We start from the raw sequence: 17,824 nt of genomic DNA on the forward strand, positions 1-17,824 counted from the left end.
CAGATCGTAAAACGCTCTAACTCTTTACTTAAACGCACTTTCCGAAAAGTGCGTTACGCTTTTCGGAAAGTGCTCTAAACCGCTGATCAAATAGCGCAGACGGCGCCGGTGCCCTTGAGGCCGCAATAGCCTTCCGGGTTCTTGGCGAGATAGCCCTGATGATAGCCCTCGGCGAAATAGAACGGCGCCTCCGGCTCAATCTCGGTGGTTATCAGGCCCTTTCCGAGCGCATTCAGTGACTTCTGAAACGCCGCCTTGCTGCTGACAGCGGTATCATACTGCGCCTCGGAGGTGGTGAAGATGGCCGAACGGTACTGGGTGCCGATATCATTGCCCTGACGATACCCTTGCGTCGGGTCATGGCTTTCCCAGAAGACCTTCAGCAATTGCTGGAAGGTGATCTTTTTCGGGTCGAAGACCACGAGCACGCCTTCGGTATGGCCCGTCTGGCCGGTGCAGACCTCCTTGTAGGTCGGGTTGGGCGTATAGCCGCCGATATAGCCGGCGGCGGTGACATAGACGCCTTCCTGCTGCCACAGCTTGCGCTCGACGCCCCAGAAACAGCCCATGGCGAAGACAACCGTTTCCATGCCGGCCGGATAAGGCCCCTTCAGCGGCGTATGCAGCACGAAATGGGTTTCTTCGGTCGGGATGGGCTCGCTGCGGCCCGGCAGGGCCTGGTTGGCGGAAATCATCTGGGATTTAAGGCCGAACATGGTGTTTTCCTTTATTATGGCTCAAGAGCCGCCGGGCTCGCCGCAAAGGCGGCGACGGGCGCTTGCCCTTGCCAAATCCCCTGACGAGGGGATTTGGAGACTTATATTACGCTTTGCCGCCAATATAGTTACAAAAAAAGCGGTGGTAAGAGGCAAACTAGGCTTGCTCATTCGCAAAGCATGGGTATAAAGGCCGCCTTCCGCGCACCACCGACCTGGTGCGACTTGATGGATGGACAGATGGCGGAGTGGTCGATCGCGCACGCTTGGAAAGCGTGTGTACGTGCAAGCGTACCGAGGGTTCGAATCCCTCTCTGTCCGCCACATCACTAACAATCAATTGAATTTATTAAGTTATTTTATGTGCGCAGAAATGCCCCATCAACGTACCCGCCATCCTCAAAGTTACGCTTGGAAACATATAGATACAAATAAGGCCGCGCCATTTATGACGGGGCTATGTGTCACTAGCGCAGCTAATATCCGGGCGATTGGGAAGCTCGCCTATAAAGCCGTCACCGCTGTCGTAAATATGATCCGGATCAAGGAAGTCGCGGAGTTGTGATTGCCAAATCTGTCGCGGCACCTCAAGATTTAGGTTGTGTCTCGGTTTACAATCGCCTTGAGGCTGTGTAGCATTTCTTGAAATATGGGGGAACAAATGCGTAAAACATGGATTGCGGGCAGCATCGCCGGTGCGGTCGTTATTCTATTCGGCGGGGCGTATTTTGGATCGCCTTACATGGCGGCCAAAAGCCTGGCGGACGCCGCAAAAGCCGGTGACAAGGACAAACTCGACGCAATGGTAGATTTCCCATCGGTACGAGATGGCCTGAAGTCTCAGTTCAATGCGGCTCTTACGGCGAATATGCAGAACGATCCAGACATGAAGGATAATCCGTTTGCTGGCCTGGGAATGATGATGATCCCGGCAATTACTGATCGCATGGTGGATTCGGTGGTGACACCGGACGGGATAGCAGCGATGGTTAAAGCGCGCAGGTCAGAAACAACCACCACCGCGCCCACGCCCGCCCCAACCTCTTCGTCAAAGGATGACGATACAGTTCGCACTTACAGCTATATCAACCTTGATCGCTTTCGAGCGTCGGCGGCGGCGAAATCAAATTCAAAGCAGCATGTTGACTTCGTGTTTGAACGCCGAAATCTTTTCACCTGGAAACTGGTGAAGATCGACATGTCGGAATTTCTAATAGGTGCAGATGCTGGTGCGTCTATCAACACGGATTAATGGAGGGGTAATTGGGCGAAGTACTACTGATTGCAGTTTTCATTGGCCTTATCCCGGCGGCGATAGCTAAGGGGAAGGGACACTCATTTCTCGCTTGGTGGATTTACGGCGCCGCCATTTGGATCATCGCTTTTCCACACTCACTATTCCTAAAGAAGGACATAAAGGCTCTTGATAACCGCGACTTGCAAGGTGGTGACATGAAGAAGTGCCCCGCCTGCGCGGAAATCATTCGAGCTGAAGCGATAAAGTGCCGTTACTGCGGAACCGAGTTTAAACCAGCAGAAAGTGCTGCTCCTCAAATAAGCCAGGAGGAGAAAGCGGCTTCCGAGGTGCCTGAGCAGTTTCGTGATTGATTGCCCGCGATGGCAAGCAACCCGCACCCGCCGGCATATGCACTTTCCGCCTAGCTTTTGCGCCGAGACAAGGAAGCGTCCCGCTTAGATAGCCACCGGAAGGGACACACAGCGTGGATCTCCGACAGACCCTTCGACGCGGCGGAAGATCTACGGTACCAGGCATTCAGGATAGAGGAGACCGGACGGTGAGCACTGAATGGACACACTATGATTTATCCTGCAAAGTTTGTGGAAACGCAGGTTCGGTGTCGATGTGGTCGGATGACTGGAATCGTTGGGGTGCGGACGTCACCGGTTTTCGAGGGTCGATTCGTATTACAGGGCCTCACTCCAGCATTTTGACTTGCAGGAAATGCGAAGCGACTAATCCGACAATCGTAATGCGACAAAGCGACTAAAAAGCAGCGCCGCCACCTGCGAGGGTGACGGCGCGTTAGATTTATCGCTTAGCTTCAGTCGCTTTGAGCCCGGCCGCCTCCAGAAGGTCATCCGTCACAACGCTCTAACCCTCAACCCAAATACCTGTTAAACCAGTTCGCCGCCTGATCCGCCGCGCTTTCCAGGCTTCCCGGTTCTTCAAACAGGTGCGTGGCGCCGGGCACGACCGACAGTTTCGACCGGGCATTCAGGCCGCGCAGGGCCTGCTCGTTCCACTCAAGCACCTGGGGATCATTACCACCGACGATCAGGAGCACCGGCGCCCTGACCTTATCGAGAAACGCCGCCGCCAGGTCAGGCCGGCCACCGCGTGAGACGACCGCACCGATCCGGTCAGGCAGGTGCGCGGCCGCAATCAATGCGGCGCCCCCGCCGGTGCTCGCCCCAAAATACCCCGGATGAAGCGCGGCAAGCGCCGGCTGCTCGCCCGCCCAGCGGGCAATGTCAACAAGCCGGTCGGCCAGCAGCGGTATATCAAACCGATACTGGCGGGTCTGCTGGTCGAACTCCTCCTCTTCGCTGGTCAGAAGATCGATCAGCAGGGTCGCCAGCCCCCGGTCGTTCAATGTTTTCGCCACGCGCCGGTTACGCACGCTCCTGCGGCTTGAGCCGCTGCCGTGGGAGAAGATGACCAGCCCCTTCGCGCCCTCCGGAACAGTCAGGTCTCCCGCGAGTTTCACATCGCCTGCTGGCACGACGACAGGGGTGGACAACGCTTCGGCCAAATGGCTATGCGACATCATGTGAACGTCCTCAAAACCGGCGGGCGGCGTCATGAGACATGGGACTGCCCTTTGATCTCCGCCGCCCGGGCCAGCAGGCGCATGACCTCGCTGTCCTGCGTCTGTCCGAAATCGGTGTAGAAGCGGCCAACACCATAAAAGGGCTCCGGCACGGCGACGCAAACCGCCTCGTCGGCCAGACGGCCCATCATGGCGAAGGCCGAATCGGACACCACGGGCGCGGCGGCGATAATCCAGGCCGCCCCTCGCCGGCGCGCCGCCCGAATAGCCGCTTCCATGGTGGCGCCGGTGGCACACCCATCATCGACCAGGATGACGGTCCGGTTATTCAGTTCCGACGCCGGCCGTCCCTGGCGGTAGACATGGCTGCGACGTTCAAGTTCGACCCGCTCGCGCGCCGCTACCGCGGCTATCGTATGATCACTGATGCTCAGGCTATGCACGATATCCTCATTAATGACCTCAACCCCGCCGTCGGCTATGGCGCCCATGGCCAGCTCCTCATGCCCCGGCACGCCCAGCTTGCGCACCAGCATGAGATCGAGCGGCAGGTGCAAAAGGCGCGCGACCTCAAACGCCACGGGCATGCCCCCCCGCGGCAAGGCCAGAACGAGCGCATCCGGCTTGTTTAATCTGGGTTTCAGCACGGCGGCCAACTGGCGCCCCGCCGCTTCACGATCGGGAAAACAAATCATGGTCCACACTCCTGGAACAGAGCTGTCAGAGTGTGCGGAAGAACGGACGGGGCGGCTTTGACCCCGATCAAATGAGACGGCAGACCTGTGGGGTAATGATAGGGCCTCTTCAGCGGCTGAAATGGGCACCTGTCATGACACGGAAGACGGAACACACAGCGCTTTCGACCACCTTCGACCGCCTTCTGCATCAGGAAATCAATCTCCTGATGGCCCCGGACGCCGAACCCGGTGAAACCTCGACCGTGCATACGGTAAGAGCAGGCACCAAGAAGATCCGCGCCTGCCTGCGCCTGGTCAGGGGATCACTCGACCGCCTCACGTTCGACAAGGCCAATACCCTCTTCAGGGATAGTGCAAAAAGCCTGCGCGCCTACCGCGATAATGAAGTGATATCCGAAGTTATCACCTATCTGAATGAAACCGGGGCGACCGAATTCGATGCCGGTGAAATGGACGGGCTGCGCGAAATCCTGGCGGCTTCCCCGCTCCCCACCGGTTGTGACGATGCCCTGGCAACGGTGCGCAACAATATACAGGCGAGACGGACAGCGCTTCACCTGGCCTCGCTGAAAATCAAAAAGTCCGACCTCACCAAAGCCATGCGGCGGACCTACAGGCGCAACCGCAACGCCTTCGCCAATGTCGTGCGAGACCCGTCAGGCATCAATCTGCACGAATGGCGCAAGCAGATAAAGGTGCTGGAATATCAGCTACATGACCTGAACACGATCTGGCCGAAGCCGATGGACGGCACCGAGGAGGATGCCCGGCACCTGGCCCAGATACTGGGCCATATTCAGGATCTTACCCTCCTCAGGAAACGGCTGAAGCAGATCCGGCCGATCCCGGAGGCCAGTCCGGCGGACCGCCTGCTCACTACGGCCAGGCGTCAGCGCCGCAAGCTGCGCAATGAGGCCATCCGGCTGGGACACGCGCTTTATGCCCGGTCGTCGGATGACTTCGCCGCTGACGTGAACCGCCACTGGAAAGCCTGGCGCCAGATGCCGCCTGAGCAACCGCTTATCCCGGCAGGCCGGGGCCGCACACGCAAGGCCCCGGCGCCTCATCTGCACTGATCCGCGCTCTTTGTTTGATGAAGTGTCCAGATACCGCATGAAATAATCAATATCCGCACAAATCATTCGCTATATATGCCGACAGTATAAATATTTCCCGGCAGAAACCGATTAATAAGCATTCTGTGTAATGATCATACGGACCTCCGGCGACAGGGAGGATATAAAAATATAAATAGTCGCCCAAAGTATGAGAGTGCAGTTTGCATAAGCGTTACAATAGTACATCAGGCGTTAAGCTTGCCAATGACACCGCCCCCACGCTTGTGGCGCATAATCTGCTGGAAGACGGCCCGCACGCTTCGGCCTCGGCCCGCCAGACACCCCGTCGTAGCTGGCTCCATTACAGCAATCTCAAGGTCGAGGCGGCGATATTCCTGCTGATTGCGTTGACCTTCGCCGCGGTCCTTGGCCAGAAGGCCATAACCAGCCGGCAGCTCGACCTTACATCGCGGGCTGGTCAGTATTATCCCTTTGTCTATGGCGACAAGGATGATGGCGGCAATTCCACCATCGAGCACGATACGACCAAACCGCTGACCTGGACCTGTGACCTGCGCGAGGGCGCGAAATTCGTCTATTGCGGCTACGGCCTGCAATTCGAAGCCCCCGGCAAGGGCAAGGGGATCGACTTTTCAAAGTACAAGAATGTCACGATCCGGCTGACCTACCACGGTGTCGGTGATCATCTGCGCCTGTTGCTGCAAAGCACGGCGCCGACGAGCCTTGGGAAGAAGGTCAAGCCTGGCGAGACCATGCCCTTCGTCGCCGAATTTCCCGTGACGCAAGGCGTAAACGAAATCCACCTGAACGCGGAGCAGTTCGCCGTCGAACAATGGTGGCTCACCAGTCACGGTGTCTCGGCGGACGAGGCCGGCACCAACATGGATGACATTGTGTCACTCGCCTTTTCGTCGGGAAGCCAGACACCGCACGGACGCTTTGACGTAAAGGTCTCCTCCCTGGAGTTTCACGGCGTCTCGCTGTCCACCGATCAGTGGTATCTCATCATTCTGGGGATCTGGCTGGTCCTGACCGGCGGCTTTCTCGTCTTCCGCTTCCTGGGGATGCGGCGGCTCTATGAAGCGCGCCAGCGCCAGCAGGCCGAGGAAAGCCGTGTACTGGCCGAGGCCCGCGCGGCTGCCGAGGCCGCCAGTTCGGCCAAGTCGCAGTTTCTCGCCAATATGAGCCATGAATTGCGCACGCCGCTCAATGCGATCCTGGGCTATGCCCAGTTGCTGAAGACCACGAAGGCAAGCGAGCGCGACCTGGCCGCCCTGCAGACGATCGAGCACAGCGGCGAGCATCTTTTGACGATGATCACCGACATTCTGGATATCGCCAAGGTGGAGGCCGGCCGGCTTGAACTGCTGCCGGGCGTCTTCGATATCCGTCAGTGCGTGCTCAGTGTGGCGCAGATGGTTCGCCTGCGGGCAGAAGAAAAGGGCCTGCTGTTCACGGTGAACATCGCCGACGACGTGCCCCGTCTGGTGGTGGCGGACCAGAAGCGCATCCGCCAGGTGCTGATCAATCTGTTGGGCAATGCCATCAAGTTCACCCCTTCGGGCGAAGTCCGCCTTGAGGTGTCCTGCGTCGCCTCCGCAACGGATGACACCGGGCTGCGCTTCTGCGTTACCGATACCGGTGTCGGCATCAGCCCGGACCAGCTCCAGCGGATTTTCCAGCCCTTCGAGCAGGCCGGCAATGCCATCGACAAAAGCGGCGGCACCGGGCTTGGGCTCAGCATCACCTATCATATCGTCCAGATGATGGGCGGCGATATCCGCGTGGAAAGCGGAATCGGCAGCGGCAGCCGCTTCATTGTCGAGGCCCCGTTTGGCCGCGCCGATGAGGAAATCGCCAGGCTTGAGGCCCCCGATACCGTGGCTGACATGCCAGATGACAACAAACCTCCGCAGGTGGAGACCGAAAACGCCACCCCACTGGTGGCGCCCTTCGGACCGCAACTGGACCACCTGCTTTTCCTGGCGCGCGCCGGAAACCTGCGCGCCATCCGCAAGGCCGTGCCGGAAATCATTGCGGCCGGAGCTGAGTATCGCGGCTTCGCTGAACGCCTCGATTCCCTGGCCGCCGCCTATCAATCCCCTGCCGTTTTGCGCCTGATCGAAGACGCCGCCAAAGAAAGAGATGCCGCATGACCCAGTTGTTACCGCAAGGTCAGGACGCATCCCCCGCCCTGCCCCAGATCCTGGTCGTGGATGATACTCCGGCCAATCTGGGCCTTCTGGTCGACCATCTGGAAGACCGCGGCTACGAGGTTCTGGTGGCCCTGGGCGGCGAGGAAGCGCTCGACCGGCTGCGCTATGCCCAGCCTGATCTTATCCTGCTTGATGTCATGATGCCGGGCATGGACGGTTTCGAGACCTGCCGCAGGCTCAAGGCCGATGCGCAGACCCGCGACATCCCGGTCATTTTCATGACCGCCCTGACCGATGTCGACAGCAAGGTATCGGCCTTTGCGGCCGGTGGCGTTGACTATGTCACCAAGCCGTTCCAGATCGAGGAACTGATCGCCCGCGTCCGGACGCACATCGCCCTTCGCAAGGCGCGCGTCGAGCTTCTGGAACAGAAGATGTCGCTTCAGGCGGAAGTTGAGGCGCGCCACCTTGTGGAAGCCTCCCTGCGCGACTCAGAACTGAGGCACCGCCGCCTCTTTGAAACCGCCGGCGACGGCATACTGGTCATCGATTGCGATGCCCGGACCGTCCATGATCTCAACGCGCAATGCGCCCACATCCTGGCCATGCCGCTTGACGAGGTGCGCGGCCGTTATCTCGATGACTTGCCCATTTTCGCGGCCGTCGGCGATGCCCGCACGATCGTCGATACGCTGCGGCAGAGCGGTGAAATGAAATGGGCCGAATGGACCTGGGAACGCCCGGACGGGACCACGGTCAGCGTCGAGGTGCTCTGCACCACCTATCGCGTCGGCCACAGGTTACTGGCTCAATGCACCCTGCGCGATGTCAAGGCGCGTAAAGAAGCCGAAGCACGTATACGCTACCTCGCCATGCATGACGCCCTGACGGGACTGCCCAACCGCACCCTGCTGATGGATCGGCTCAGCCAGGGCATTGCGCGGGCGCGCCGCGACCACTCGCAGGTCGGCTTGCTCCTGCTCGATCTCGACCATTTCAAACATATCAACGACAGCCTGGGGCATTTCGTCGGCGACGCCCTGCTCGAAGAGGTGTCAAAGCGGTTGCGCAGCGTCCTGCGCGACAGCGATACCCCGGCGCGGCTGGGCGGAGACGAATTCGTCGTCGCGGCCGGAGACCTGTCCGGCAGCGAGGATGCCGAGGTTCTGGCGCAGCGCATCCAGGCGGTGCTGGAGCCGGACTTCCAGGTCGGCAGCCACACGCTTCGTATCGGCACCAGTATCGGCATCAGCATGTACCCCGCCGACGGTGACAGCCCCTCCGCCCTCCTCCAGGCCGCGGATACCGCCATGTACCAGGCCAAGAAGAACGGCCGCGGCACCTACCGCCTGTTCACCAGCGACCTGACCATGGCGGCCGAACGCTGGCATACCCTGTCCAATGATCTCTATGGCGCCTGCGAACGCGGCGAATTCGCCCTTTATTACCAGCCGCAGGTATCGGTCAGCAATTCCACCATAACGGGCCTGGAGGCGCTTCTGCGCTGGCACCACCCGACCGAAGGGCTTATCCAGCCGGCCCTGTTCATCCCCTTGCTGGAAGAACACGGGCGCATGGTCGAGGTCGGCCGCTGGGTGCTGCGTACCGCCTGCCTGCAAAACGCCGCCTGGCAGGCCCAGGGCCTGCCCAGGGTCCGCGTTGCGGTCAACCTGTCCGCCCAGCAGTTCTATCGCGGGGATATCGTCCGGGCAGTCCGCGACGCCCTGGATGAATCGGGCCTGGCCCCGGAATGGCTTGAACTCGAACTGACCGAAAGCCTGACGCTTGATGATACCGAAGTGACCGTCAGGGTCATGGAAGAACTGAAGGCCATGGGCGTCAAGCTGTCACTGGATGATTTCGGCACCGGCTGGTCATCTCTGGGATATTTGCGGCGCTTTCCGCTCGACCGGATCAAGATCGACCGCTCTTTCGTGCGCGACATCGTGAATGATCACAGCACGGCCGCCATCGTCCACAGCATCCTGGGGCTGGCCCGCGACCTTAATCTCGATTGCGTGGCCGAGGGCGTGGAAACGACCGATCAGCTCGAACACCTGCGCCGTGCCCACTGCGCGGAAATCCAGGGCTATCTGTTCAGCCGTCCCGTTGAGGTTGCCCAGATAGAAGGCCTGTTGCGCCAGATGCAGGCGGATGGCGACGCCACCCTGCCACAGAAAAAATCAGGCACCCGCTGACGACGAACCCCATTTAACTGGTCCGGGATCGCCAATCGCCCGGCAGTGTCGGTCATCAAAATCTCTGCTTAAGGCAGGCTGCGTGCGCCAGCTTCGATCAGCCATGACTTAAATTGGTGTTATCCGCTATAAAGATGCCATTTGAAACAGCATCTTAGAGCCAAACAGCGCCATTCATTTTCACATTCGATAATGTTTTTATAGACAAATCCGCTCGATTTCTATTATTTGATATGACAACATGCAAATTGGTAAGCATTAATATGCACCGAAATGCCTGACGGATGCGCCTTTTTCGCCTCGCCCCACCTTGCCTGCCAGACACAAACCTGAGCCGAAACGTTCTAATATACTGTAATGACATATATATTTCGTCCGAATTATTATATTGGAATCGATGGTGGCGGAACGCGATGCCGGGCCAGGCTTCAGGACGACAACGGTCGCACCCTGGGCGAAGGCGAAAGCGGCCCGGCCAATATCCGCCTGGGCCTCAATATGGCCTGGGGAAACATCATGGCCGCCATTGACGCCGGTCTGACAGCGGCCGGCCTAACGCGCGATATTCTGCCCCGGACCTCCCTTGGTCTCGGACTGGCCGGCATAGTGACACCGGCAGATTGCGTGCGCACCACGGTGGCGGCGCCGGACACATTTGGCGATATCTGCGCCGCGGCGGACTGTCATGTGGCCTGCCTGGGTGCTTTTGGCGGCGAGGATGGGGCCATTCAGATCGCCGGAACAGGCAGTTCGGGTTATGCCATAGTCAATGGCCGGGGTTATCCGGTCGGGGGCTGGGGTTTTCTGTTGAGCGAAAAGGGATCAGCGGCGGCGCTTGGCCGTGACGCCCTTCGGGCTGCCCTCGAAGCGAACGACGGCCTGGCGCAGCGCACGCCCTTCACCGAGGCTCTGATCGCTCGTTTCGGCACATCGTCGGAGATCATAGACTGGTCGGAACACGCGCGCCCGGCTGATTATGGCGCGCTCTCGCCCTTCGTATTTGACTATGCGCGCCAGGGCGACGAGGTGGCCTTACGGCTGGTGCGCCAGTTGGCCGCCGATATCGACCATTATATCGCCCACCTCGTCAGTGTTGGCGCGCCGCGGATCTGTCTGGTGGGCGGGCTGGCGCCGCACATCTCGCCGTGGCTTTCCGACGCCACCCACGCGCGCCTCACCGCTCCAAGTATGGATGTGCTCGATGGCGCAATCCTGATGGCGCGGCAGAGCGATGGCGCCTCGATCCCCCTGCGCGCGGGCGGTGCCGCATGACCGGCCCGGTTCTGCTCGAAATATGCGTGGATACGGCCGATGGGCTGGACATCGCCGCGACCTGTGGCGCCGACCGCATCGAACTGTGCGCCAGCTTGGGGATTGGCGGCCTGACCCCGAGCCTCGGCATGATGCGGCTGGCCGCCGCAATCAAGTGTCCGACACGGGTCATGATCCGTCCGCGCCAGGGCGATTTCACCTACAGCCCGGCCGAACTGGCCATGATGCGTCACGATATCGATGCCGTGGCCGATATCGGTCTGGAAGGCGTGGTGCTGGGCGCCAATCTGGAAAACGGTGAACTGGACGCCGCCGCCCTGGCGGAACTGACGACCCATGCGAAAGCCGCCGGCCTCAAGGTTACACTGCACCGCAGCTTTGACCTGGTGCCCGACCCGCTGGCCGCCCTGGCGCTGGCGCGTTCGCTGGGCATCGATTCGATCCTGACCTCCGGCTGCGCCATGTCCGCCATCGAAGGCACGGATGTCATCGCCCAACTGGTCGAGGCCGTTCGCACTCAGCCCGGCAACCCTATCGAGATCATGGCCGGCGTCGGCGTCAGCTACCGGACGGTCGGTGAAATCCTGCGGCGGACCGGTGTGCCAGCGGTTCATGGCTCGTGCAGCCTCGTCGACACGCAGGCGACGGGGGATACCGTCCGCTTTGGCTTCGCCGTACCCGGCCATCGTCGCACGGATGTCACACTGGTCACGCAATTACGCCAGGCCCTGTCTCAGGACGCTGATAACGCGGTCGGGGCAAAGTAAGCCGGTTTCCGAGGAGCTGATAAGATGTCGTTTTTCTCTGTCATACCCGCGCTCACCGCGCATCACGGCCCGCTTTACATCCAGCTTGAACGCATCCTGCGCGACGCCATTATGGATGGCTCCCTCAGCCAGAGCGAGCCCCTGCCGACCGAGCGCGAACTGGCGGAGCGCTACGACATTTCCCGCATTACGGTGCGCAAGGCGCTCAATGATCTCCAGCGCGAGGGCCTGCTGATCCGCCGCCGCGGCGCCGGGACCTTCGTGGCGCCGCGCGAGGAACGCCATTTTTCCGGCCTGCCCGCCTTCAGCGAGGACATGCTGTCCGGTGGCCGCACCACCCGCAGCACCTGGATCGGGCGCGAAACCGATGTGGTCACGGCCGATGAATCCATGCAACTGGGCCTGGCGCCGGGGGCGCGTGTCCATCGCCTGAAACGCCTGCGCTATGCCGATGATATGCCGGTCGCCATCGAGATGTCTGCCATCCCGATCTATTGCCTGCTGGGCGATCTGACCGATGATGAAACCCTTTATACCGCGCTTCAAAAGGCCGGCAATCCGGTGGTGCGCGCCCTGCAGCGCCTGCGCGCCGTGGCGCTGGAGCCGGCGGAAGCCGAAAGCCTGGGGGTCGAGGCCGGCGCGCCGGGTCTTTATGTCGAGCGACGCGGCTTCCTGGGCGACGGCCGCACAGGCGAACTGACCCGCGCCTGGTATCGTGGCGATGTATCGGACCTGGTAGCGGAGGTGGTGGTCCCGCAGCTTTTACCTGCCTGAGTTTGCTTTGCGACGGTGACAACTCCCCGAACGCTCACGCCGTTATCGTGCGCGTCAGGATTGAATTGACGCGACAATACCAATACCATATATGAAAATGGCAATTACAAGCTTGTCATTACAAGTGCATGGACACGCGATATTCGGGGGAATGACGGACAGTATGGCTTCAGGAAACCAGGCCGCGGCGAAATCGGAAAGCCTTTATCTGCAACTGCAGAATGCTCTGAGAGAGTCGATCACCAGCCGCCGGCTGTCGCCCAACGACGCCATCCCGACCGAACGCGAACTGGCCGAGGAATTCAATGTGTCCCGCATCACCGTGCGCAAGGCGGTGGATGGCCTGGTCTACGAGGGTCTGTTGACCCGCCGCCAGGGCGCGGGCACCTTTGTGGCCACCCGTGTCGAAAAAAGCTACTCCAAGATGACCTCCTTCACGGAGGACATGATCTCGCGGGGACGCATCCCCAGCAGCAAATGGCTGTCCAAAACATCAGGCACCGTCAATCCGGAAGAAGCGCTTTCCCTGGGCCTGTCTCCCGGCACCCTGGTCTACCGCTTCAACCGGATGCGCTTCGCTGACGGCTCTTCCATGGGACTGGATTACGCCACCGTGCCGGCGGACTGCCTGCCCTCGCTAAATTCCGTCGAAGACTCCCTCTACTCGGCCCTCGAAGCCTACGGCACGCGTCCGGTTCGCGCCCTGCAACGCCTGCGCGCCGTGGCCTTCAATGCCGAGCAGGCCAAACTTCTGGACATCCCGACCGGCGCCCCCGGCCTGCTGATCGAACGGCGCGGTTTTCTGGCCGATGGCCGTCCCGCCGAATTTACCCAGTCCTATTATCGCGGCGACGCCTACGACCTGATGTCGGAACTCAGCCATAATCCCTGATATTGCCGATCCTGATATTTTTATCAGGAAAATAATTTTTACCATTGCCATTCAGACCTGCGGATATAGAGTTGTCATGACAAATATCTGACGAAGGCGGACGGTGGCCACCTTCTGACGGCATACAGAAGGAAGCGGCATGACTGCGATCGACCGGAGACAGCTTTTTATAGGTAGCGGCGCCACCCTGGCCTTCAGCCCCGTAGCTTTTAGTCCAGTGGCCGCCCATGCCATGCCAGGCCCCGCACCCTATGGCGCCACGCCCGCGCCGCGCCAGTTGGCCTGGCACAGGCGCCAGAGCTACGCCTTCGTCCACTTCACCATCAATACCTTTACCGACCGGGAATGGGGTTATGGCGACGAATCCGTTTCGCTGTTCAATCCCACCGATTTCAGCGCCGACCAGATCGTTGAAAGCGCCAGGGCCGGTGGGCTGAAGGCGATTATCCTGACCGCCAAGCACCATGACGGCTTCTGCCTGTGGCCAAGCCGCTATACCGAACATTCGGTCAAATACAGCCCCTATAAGGATGGCCATGGCGATATCGTCGGCGAAATGGCCGCGGCCGGCCGCCGTCATGGGTTGGAATTCGGCCTTTATCTCTCGCCCTGGGACCGCAATCACGCCGAATACGGCCGCCCGGCTTATGTCGAATATTACCATAACCAGCTTGAGGAGCTGACCACGCAATATGGCCCGCTGGTCGAGGTGTGGTTTGACGGCGCCAATGGCGGCGATGGCTATTACGGCGGGGCGCGCGAACGCCGCAAGATCGACGGCCACACCTATTATCAGTGGGACAAGGTCCGCGAAATCGTCCGCAAGAACCAGCCCAATGCCGTCATGTTTGCCGATTCCGACATGGATGTGCGCTGGGTCGGCAATGAGGAAGGCATAGCCGGCGATCCGTGCTGGCCGACCTGGGATTACACCACGCCCTACAGCCTGGCAAAGGCCAATGCCGGCGTGCGCGGCGGACCAATCTGGAACCCGGCCGAGGTCGATGTTTCGATCCGTCCCGGCTGGTTCTGGCACGCCGACGAGGCCCCCCGCACCCCGGCAAACCTGCTGAACCTGTGGTTCATGTCGGTCGGGCGTGGGGCCAACCTGCTCCTTAATTTGGCGCCGGACCGCCGCGGCCGCATTCCGGATGAGGATGTCGCTTCGCTGAAAGCTTGGAAAGCCATCCGCGACCGGGGTTTCGCCACCAACCTGGCCCATGGTGCGACGGTTACGGCGTCAAGTGACCGGGGCCGCGCTTATGCGCCGAAGAATGCCCTGTCGCAAACCGCCGCCTGGGCGGCCCGCTCCGGCGATCGTGCCGGGGCCTGGCTGCAACTCGATATGCCCGAGGCCACGACCTTCGACGTCATCCGCCTGGCGGAAGACATCACCAAAGGCGTGCGCGTCGATGACTTTGCCGTCGATATTCGCAATGCAGATGGCTGGACCGAGGTCGCCCGCCATACCGCCATCGGCTTCGAGCGCCTGATCCGCCTCGACCAGCCGGTGACGACAAAATCCGTGCGCCTGCGCATACTCAGCGCGACCGCCGCCCCCGTTATCCGCAATGTCGGCCTGTTCCGCCTGCCCGATATTCTGGAAGAACCCGGTATCCGGCGTGATGAAAAAGGCATGGTCACGCTCAGGAGTCCCGCCGAAGGTCTGGAGGTGCGCTACACGCTCGATGGCTCGGAACCGTCAGCCGCCTCCGCGCTTTATACAGCGCCATTTACCCTGTCAGACGGCGGCACGGTCAAGGCCCTGGCCCGCCGGGCCACGACCGGCGTTGTGAGTGCGGTCGTCACCCAGGCTTTCGATGTCTCTCCGGCGCGCTGGACGGTCGTTTCCACCAATGGCGAAAAGGCCGCCGACCTGCTCGCGGGGGGCAAATTCATCGGCCCCAGTAACCAGCCGCTGGAGATCGTGCTCGATCTGGCCCAGAGCTATAATCTGAACGGTTTCACACTCAAGCCGATCGGTCAGAACCTCAGCGTCGATGAGATCACCCGCATGGGGCCGCCCGCCGGCTACGAAGTCTGGCTGAGCGCCGACGGCCAGGACTGGGGCGAGCCCGTGGCCAGCGGGGAATTCTCCAATATCGCCGCCAGCCGTTGCGAACAGAAGATTCGTTTCGATACGCCTCATGCCGGGCGCTTCCTGCGCCTGCGCCTGCCGCGCGCCGTGCAGGATAAGCCCGTCATCGTCTTTGCCGGCCTCGGTATCATTACACGCTAATTTCAGAGTCAGATCATGTCCGCCTCCGCCTCCCGCCGTCAGTTCCTGACCCTGACCACCGCCGCTTCCGCCGCCGCCTTCATTCCGGCGGCATTGAGCTTTGCCGCGGACAATATCGCCCCGGCCTACCCGCTGACCGGCGGCGATGCCTGGGACGCCTTCAAGGCTTACGACCCGGCCACCCATCCAGACGCGCCCTTCTTCCGTTCGAGGGTGAAGCGCGCCGACCGCGTCAAGCCTTTTGCCGCCACTCAGGCGCATCCCGAACTCAAGCCGGAAGTGCCCGGCGGTACGCTGCTGGCGGCCTATCTGACGCTTTCCGGGCCGGATGAAGACCTCAACCGCACGCGTTATCAGATCGGCGCACGGAGCCGCGTCCATGTCGAGCGCGCCTGGCAGTACCAAGACGTTGTGGTGGCGTGGAACACGACCGGCCTTGTGCCCAATCCGGCGCTCAGCGATGCCGTCCACCGCAATGGCGCACGGATTCTTGGCACGATGTTCCAGCCCGACAAGCGCATGTTCGACGGCTCGGACCTGCCGCGCGAGGCCGTGGCGATCAAGCTGGTCGCTCTGGCCAAATATTTTGGCTTTGATGGCTATTTCGTCAATTTCGAAAGCTACACACCGGAAGATGCCCGCACCGTCCAGGACCTGATCGGGCTGATGCAGGTAGAGGCCGCCAAACAGGGCCTGAGCGATTTCCATATCCAGTATTATAACGGCTATACCGATGCCCGCGCCGTCTGGCCGGGCTCGCCGCATGTCGATGGCAGTCCGCGCGAGGCCGATGCGCCGCGCGCCAATTCGATGATGATCGATCAGGGCTGGAGCCATTACGGCCTGACGCGCGGCTGCTGTTCGGGCCTGCCGCTGGAGGCCCTGCCCCTGCCGGCCGATCTGGGCCAGTCTTACGATCCGATGCAGGTCTATTACGGCCTGCAACTCTATCCCGGCCCCGGCTATCTCGGCCTGATCGCCCCCACTGTCATTTCGCCCAACAGCGGCGAAAAGGCGCTCGGCGGCCTCCAGGTCTACAGCGCCGAGGATGGGTTGCGGAAAATGCGCCGCGCCCGTATCGATCAGCTTAAGGCCACCACCAGCCTGTCGGCTCAGGACCAGGCAGACCTGGCCGACCTGACCGATCCGAAGCGCACCCGCGCCTCGTGGTATCACCTCCATGACCGCTTCTGGTCTGGCCAGTCCGGCAATCCGGCGCGCAACAATTCGCCCACCGCTGAGCAGGCGGCCATCTATGGCCCGCCAGAGGTGAAGAAGGTCTATACGGACTACGAAGCCCCCGGCAAGCCGACCGACCAGTTGCGCCTGCCGATCACCTATGGCGTGGCCAACTTCATAACTGAGCGTTCGGTCATCGGCACCCTGCCCTTCGTCACCCGCTTCAATACCGGCGAAGGGGACCGCTTCTTCCGCGAGGGTGTCGAGGTATCGACGCAACCGTGGTTCAATCTCGGCATCCAGGACGTGCTGCCGACCTGGACCTGGTGGACGAAGCCGCTGCATGGCGCCTTCGACCGCGACCATGATGCCGCCGGCCTGCTGGCGGTGGATTACGATTTCGAAGACGCCTGGGATGGCGGCGCCTCGCTGACAGTTTCAGGCCCGCTCACGGCTGAGAATGCCACTGAGATACGCCTCTACAAAACCAAACTGCCTGTAACCGCTGACATGACGCTCGGCCTTGTCCTGAAAGGCGGCAAAGGTGGCCGGCTTTCGGTTGGTCTTGTGTTCGAGGATGCACCGGAGGCGACAGAATGGATAGCCGTCAAGGGTAGCTCTGCCGGCTGGCGACGCTGGAAGGCACCTTTGCGCGCCTATGCCGGCCGCACCCTGGCGGCCCTTTCACTCGGCATAGACGCTGACAAGGGCGCCAGTCCCTATGACCTGCATATCGGCGAATTGGCCCTGACCGGCCAGCCCGCGCCAGCCCCTGCCCAGCCTCAGGGCTTCCGGATCGAAAAAAGCCGGATTGCCGTGGACGGCCAATCCGTGGAACTGCGCCTGAACTGGACATTCGATCCGGCTGTCCGTCATTATGACCTGTTCGCCGAGACCGGCCGGACACCGACATGGCTGGGCCGGATCGCCGGCGATGCCTATTATGTGGAAAGCCTGACGCGCGACCGCGCCAGACGCACGCGCCTGAAACTCGTTCCCTGTGCCGGTGTCGGACGGCCTGGGAATGCCGCAACGCTCACCTATGACTGGGTGACCTGACAA

General features: G+C 61.0%; 14 protein-coding genes and 1 tRNA gene. 12 read left to right on the plus strand and 3 right to left on the minus strand.

All coding sequences use genetic code 11. The features are described from left to right. Positions 1 to 86: 86 nt before the first annotated feature. A complete protein-coding gene (gene msrA, locus ACTHND_RS00095) occupies positions 87 to 716 on the minus strand; it encodes a peptide-methionine (S)-S-oxide reductase MsrA (protein WP_440175149.1) in 630 nt (209 codons plus the stop codon). A gap of 234 nt (positions 717 to 950) precedes the next feature. On the opposite strand from msrA, the gene ACTHND_RS00100 reads away from it, so the two are divergent. The 3 genes from ACTHND_RS00100 to ACTHND_RS00110 all read left to right on the plus strand — a co-directional run bounded on the left by ACTHND_RS00100 (position 951) and on the right by ACTHND_RS00110 (position 2,324). Further along, positions 951 to 1,040: transfer RNA gene (locus ACTHND_RS00100), tRNA-Ser, on the plus strand. Positions 1,041 to 1,377: 337 nt separating this feature from the next. Further along, a complete protein-coding gene (locus tag ACTHND_RS00105) occupies positions 1,378 to 1,968 on the plus strand; it encodes a DUF2939 domain-containing protein (protein ID WP_440175151.1) in 591 nt (196 codons plus the stop codon). Between the two features lie 11 nt (positions 1,969 to 1,979). After that, positions 1,980 to 2,324: a zinc ribbon domain-containing protein gene (locus ACTHND_RS00110; protein WP_440175152.1), complete on the plus strand. Its 345-nt coding sequence runs from the start codon at positions 1,980 to 1,982 to the stop codon at positions 2,322 to 2,324. 512 nt (positions 2,325 to 2,836) lie between these two features. Here ACTHND_RS00110 and ACTHND_RS00115 read toward each other — a convergent pair. Together ACTHND_RS00115 and ACTHND_RS00120 are read right to left on the minus strand one after the other, a co-directional pair. After that, on the minus strand, positions 2,837 to 3,508 hold the full coding sequence (locus ACTHND_RS00115; RefSeq protein WP_440175153.1) for a dienelactone hydrolase family protein: 672 nt from the start codon (positions 3,506 to 3,508) through the stop codon (positions 2,837 to 2,839). Between the two features lie 29 nt (positions 3,509 to 3,537). Further along, entirely contained in the window at positions 3,538 to 4,203 is a 666-nt protein-coding gene (locus ACTHND_RS00120; RefSeq protein ID WP_440175155.1) for a phosphoribosyltransferase, read from the minus strand. A gap of 134 nt (positions 4,204 to 4,337) precedes the next feature. Between ACTHND_RS00120 and ACTHND_RS00125 the strand changes: the two genes are divergently transcribed. The 9 genes from ACTHND_RS00125 to ACTHND_RS00165 all read left to right on the plus strand — a co-directional run bounded on the left by ACTHND_RS00125 (position 4,338) and on the right by ACTHND_RS00165 (position 17,821). Next, positions 4,338 to 5,282 (plus strand): CHAD domain-containing protein, encoded by a 945-nt coding sequence (locus ACTHND_RS00125; protein ID WP_440175156.1) that lies wholly within the window; start codon positions 4,338 to 4,340, stop codon positions 5,280 to 5,282. Between the two features lie 203 nt (positions 5,283 to 5,485). Continuing rightward, on the plus strand, positions 5,486 to 7,441 hold the full coding sequence (locus tag ACTHND_RS00130; RefSeq protein ID WP_440175157.1) for a sensor histidine kinase: 1,956 nt from the start codon (positions 5,486 to 5,488) through the stop codon (positions 7,439 to 7,441). Next, on the plus strand, positions 7,438 to 9,639 hold the full coding sequence (locus tag ACTHND_RS00135) for an EAL domain-containing response regulator (RefSeq protein WP_440175158.1): 2,202 nt from the start codon (positions 7,438 to 7,440) through the stop codon (positions 9,637 to 9,639). Before ACTHND_RS00130 ends, ACTHND_RS00135 begins: the two co-directional genes overlap by 4 nt. Positions 9,640 to 9,996: 357 nt before the next feature. After that, complete coding sequence (locus tag ACTHND_RS00140) at positions 9,997 to 10,911, plus strand: BadF/BadG/BcrA/BcrD ATPase family protein (protein WP_440175160.1); 915 nt, start codon at positions 9,997 to 9,999, stop codon at positions 10,909 to 10,911. Then, positions 10,908 to 11,678 (plus strand): copper homeostasis protein CutC, encoded by a 771-nt coding sequence (locus ACTHND_RS00145; RefSeq protein WP_440175161.1) that lies wholly within the window; start codon positions 10,908 to 10,910, stop codon positions 11,676 to 11,678. Before ACTHND_RS00140 ends, ACTHND_RS00145 begins: the two co-directional genes overlap by 4 nt. A gap of 24 nt (positions 11,679 to 11,702) precedes the next feature. Then, complete coding sequence (locus ACTHND_RS00150; RefSeq protein ID WP_440175162.1) at positions 11,703 to 12,452, plus strand: GntR family transcriptional regulator; 750 nt, start codon at positions 11,703 to 11,705, stop codon at positions 12,450 to 12,452. A 163-nt stretch (positions 12,453 to 12,615) separates the two neighbouring features. Then, positions 12,616 to 13,344, plus strand: a complete 729-nt coding sequence (locus ACTHND_RS00155) for a GntR family transcriptional regulator (RefSeq protein WP_440175163.1) — start codon at positions 12,616 to 12,618, stop codon at positions 13,342 to 13,344. A 139-nt stretch (positions 13,345 to 13,483) separates the two neighbouring features. Beyond that, on the plus strand, positions 13,484 to 15,583 hold the full coding sequence (locus tag ACTHND_RS00160; RefSeq protein WP_440175165.1) for an alpha-L-fucosidase: 2,100 nt from the start codon (positions 13,484 to 13,486) through the stop codon (positions 15,581 to 15,583). Positions 15,584 to 15,598: 15 nt separating this feature from the next. Continuing rightward, positions 15,599 to 17,821 (plus strand): endo-beta-N-acetylglucosaminidase, encoded by a 2,223-nt coding sequence (locus ACTHND_RS00165; RefSeq protein ID WP_440175167.1) that lies wholly within the window; start codon positions 15,599 to 15,601, stop codon positions 17,819 to 17,821. Positions 17,822 to 17,824 lie beyond the last annotated feature (3 nt).

It is taken from the genome of Asticcacaulis sp. (genome assembly GCF_051954415.1).
Taxonomy (GTDB): domain Bacteria; phylum Pseudomonadota; class Alphaproteobacteria; order Caulobacterales; family Caulobacteraceae; genus Asticcacaulis.

Coding starts and splice junctions, on each gene's coding strand:
- msrA (WP_440175149.1), bottom strand. CDS start 716: ATGTTCGGCCTTAAATCCCAGATGATTTCCGCCAACCAGGCCCTGCCG.
- ACTHND_RS00105 (WP_440175151.1), top strand. CDS start 1,378: ATGCGTAAAACATGGATTGCGGGCAGCATCGCCGGTGCGGTCGTTATT.
- ACTHND_RS00115 (WP_440175153.1), bottom strand. CDS start 3,508: ATGATGTCGCATAGCCATTTGGCCGAAGCGTTGTCCACCCCTGTCGTC.
- ACTHND_RS00120 (WP_440175155.1), bottom strand. CDS start 4,203: ATGATTTGTTTTCCCGATCGTGAAGCGGCGGGGCGCCAGTTGGCCGCC.
- ACTHND_RS00125 (WP_440175156.1), top strand. CDS start 4,338: ATGACACGGAAGACGGAACACACAGCGCTTTCGACCACCTTCGACCGC.
- ACTHND_RS00135 (WP_440175158.1), top strand. CDS start 7,438: ATGACCCAGTTGTTACCGCAAGGTCAGGACGCATCCCCCGCCCTGCCC.
- ACTHND_RS00140 (WP_440175160.1), top strand. CDS start 9,997: ATGACATATATATTTCGTCCGAATTATTATATTGGAATCGATGGTGGC.
- ACTHND_RS00145 (WP_440175161.1), top strand. CDS start 10,908: ATGACCGGCCCGGTTCTGCTCGAAATATGCGTGGATACGGCCGATGGG.
- ACTHND_RS00150 (WP_440175162.1), top strand. CDS start 11,703: ATGTCGTTTTTCTCTGTCATACCCGCGCTCACCGCGCATCACGGCCCG.
- ACTHND_RS00155 (WP_440175163.1), top strand. CDS start 12,616: ATGGCTTCAGGAAACCAGGCCGCGGCGAAATCGGAAAGCCTTTATCTG.
- ACTHND_RS00160 (WP_440175165.1), top strand. CDS start 13,484: ATGACTGCGATCGACCGGAGACAGCTTTTTATAGGTAGCGGCGCCACC.
- ACTHND_RS00165 (WP_440175167.1), top strand. CDS start 15,599: ATGTCCGCCTCCGCCTCCCGCCGTCAGTTCCTGACCCTGACCACCGCC.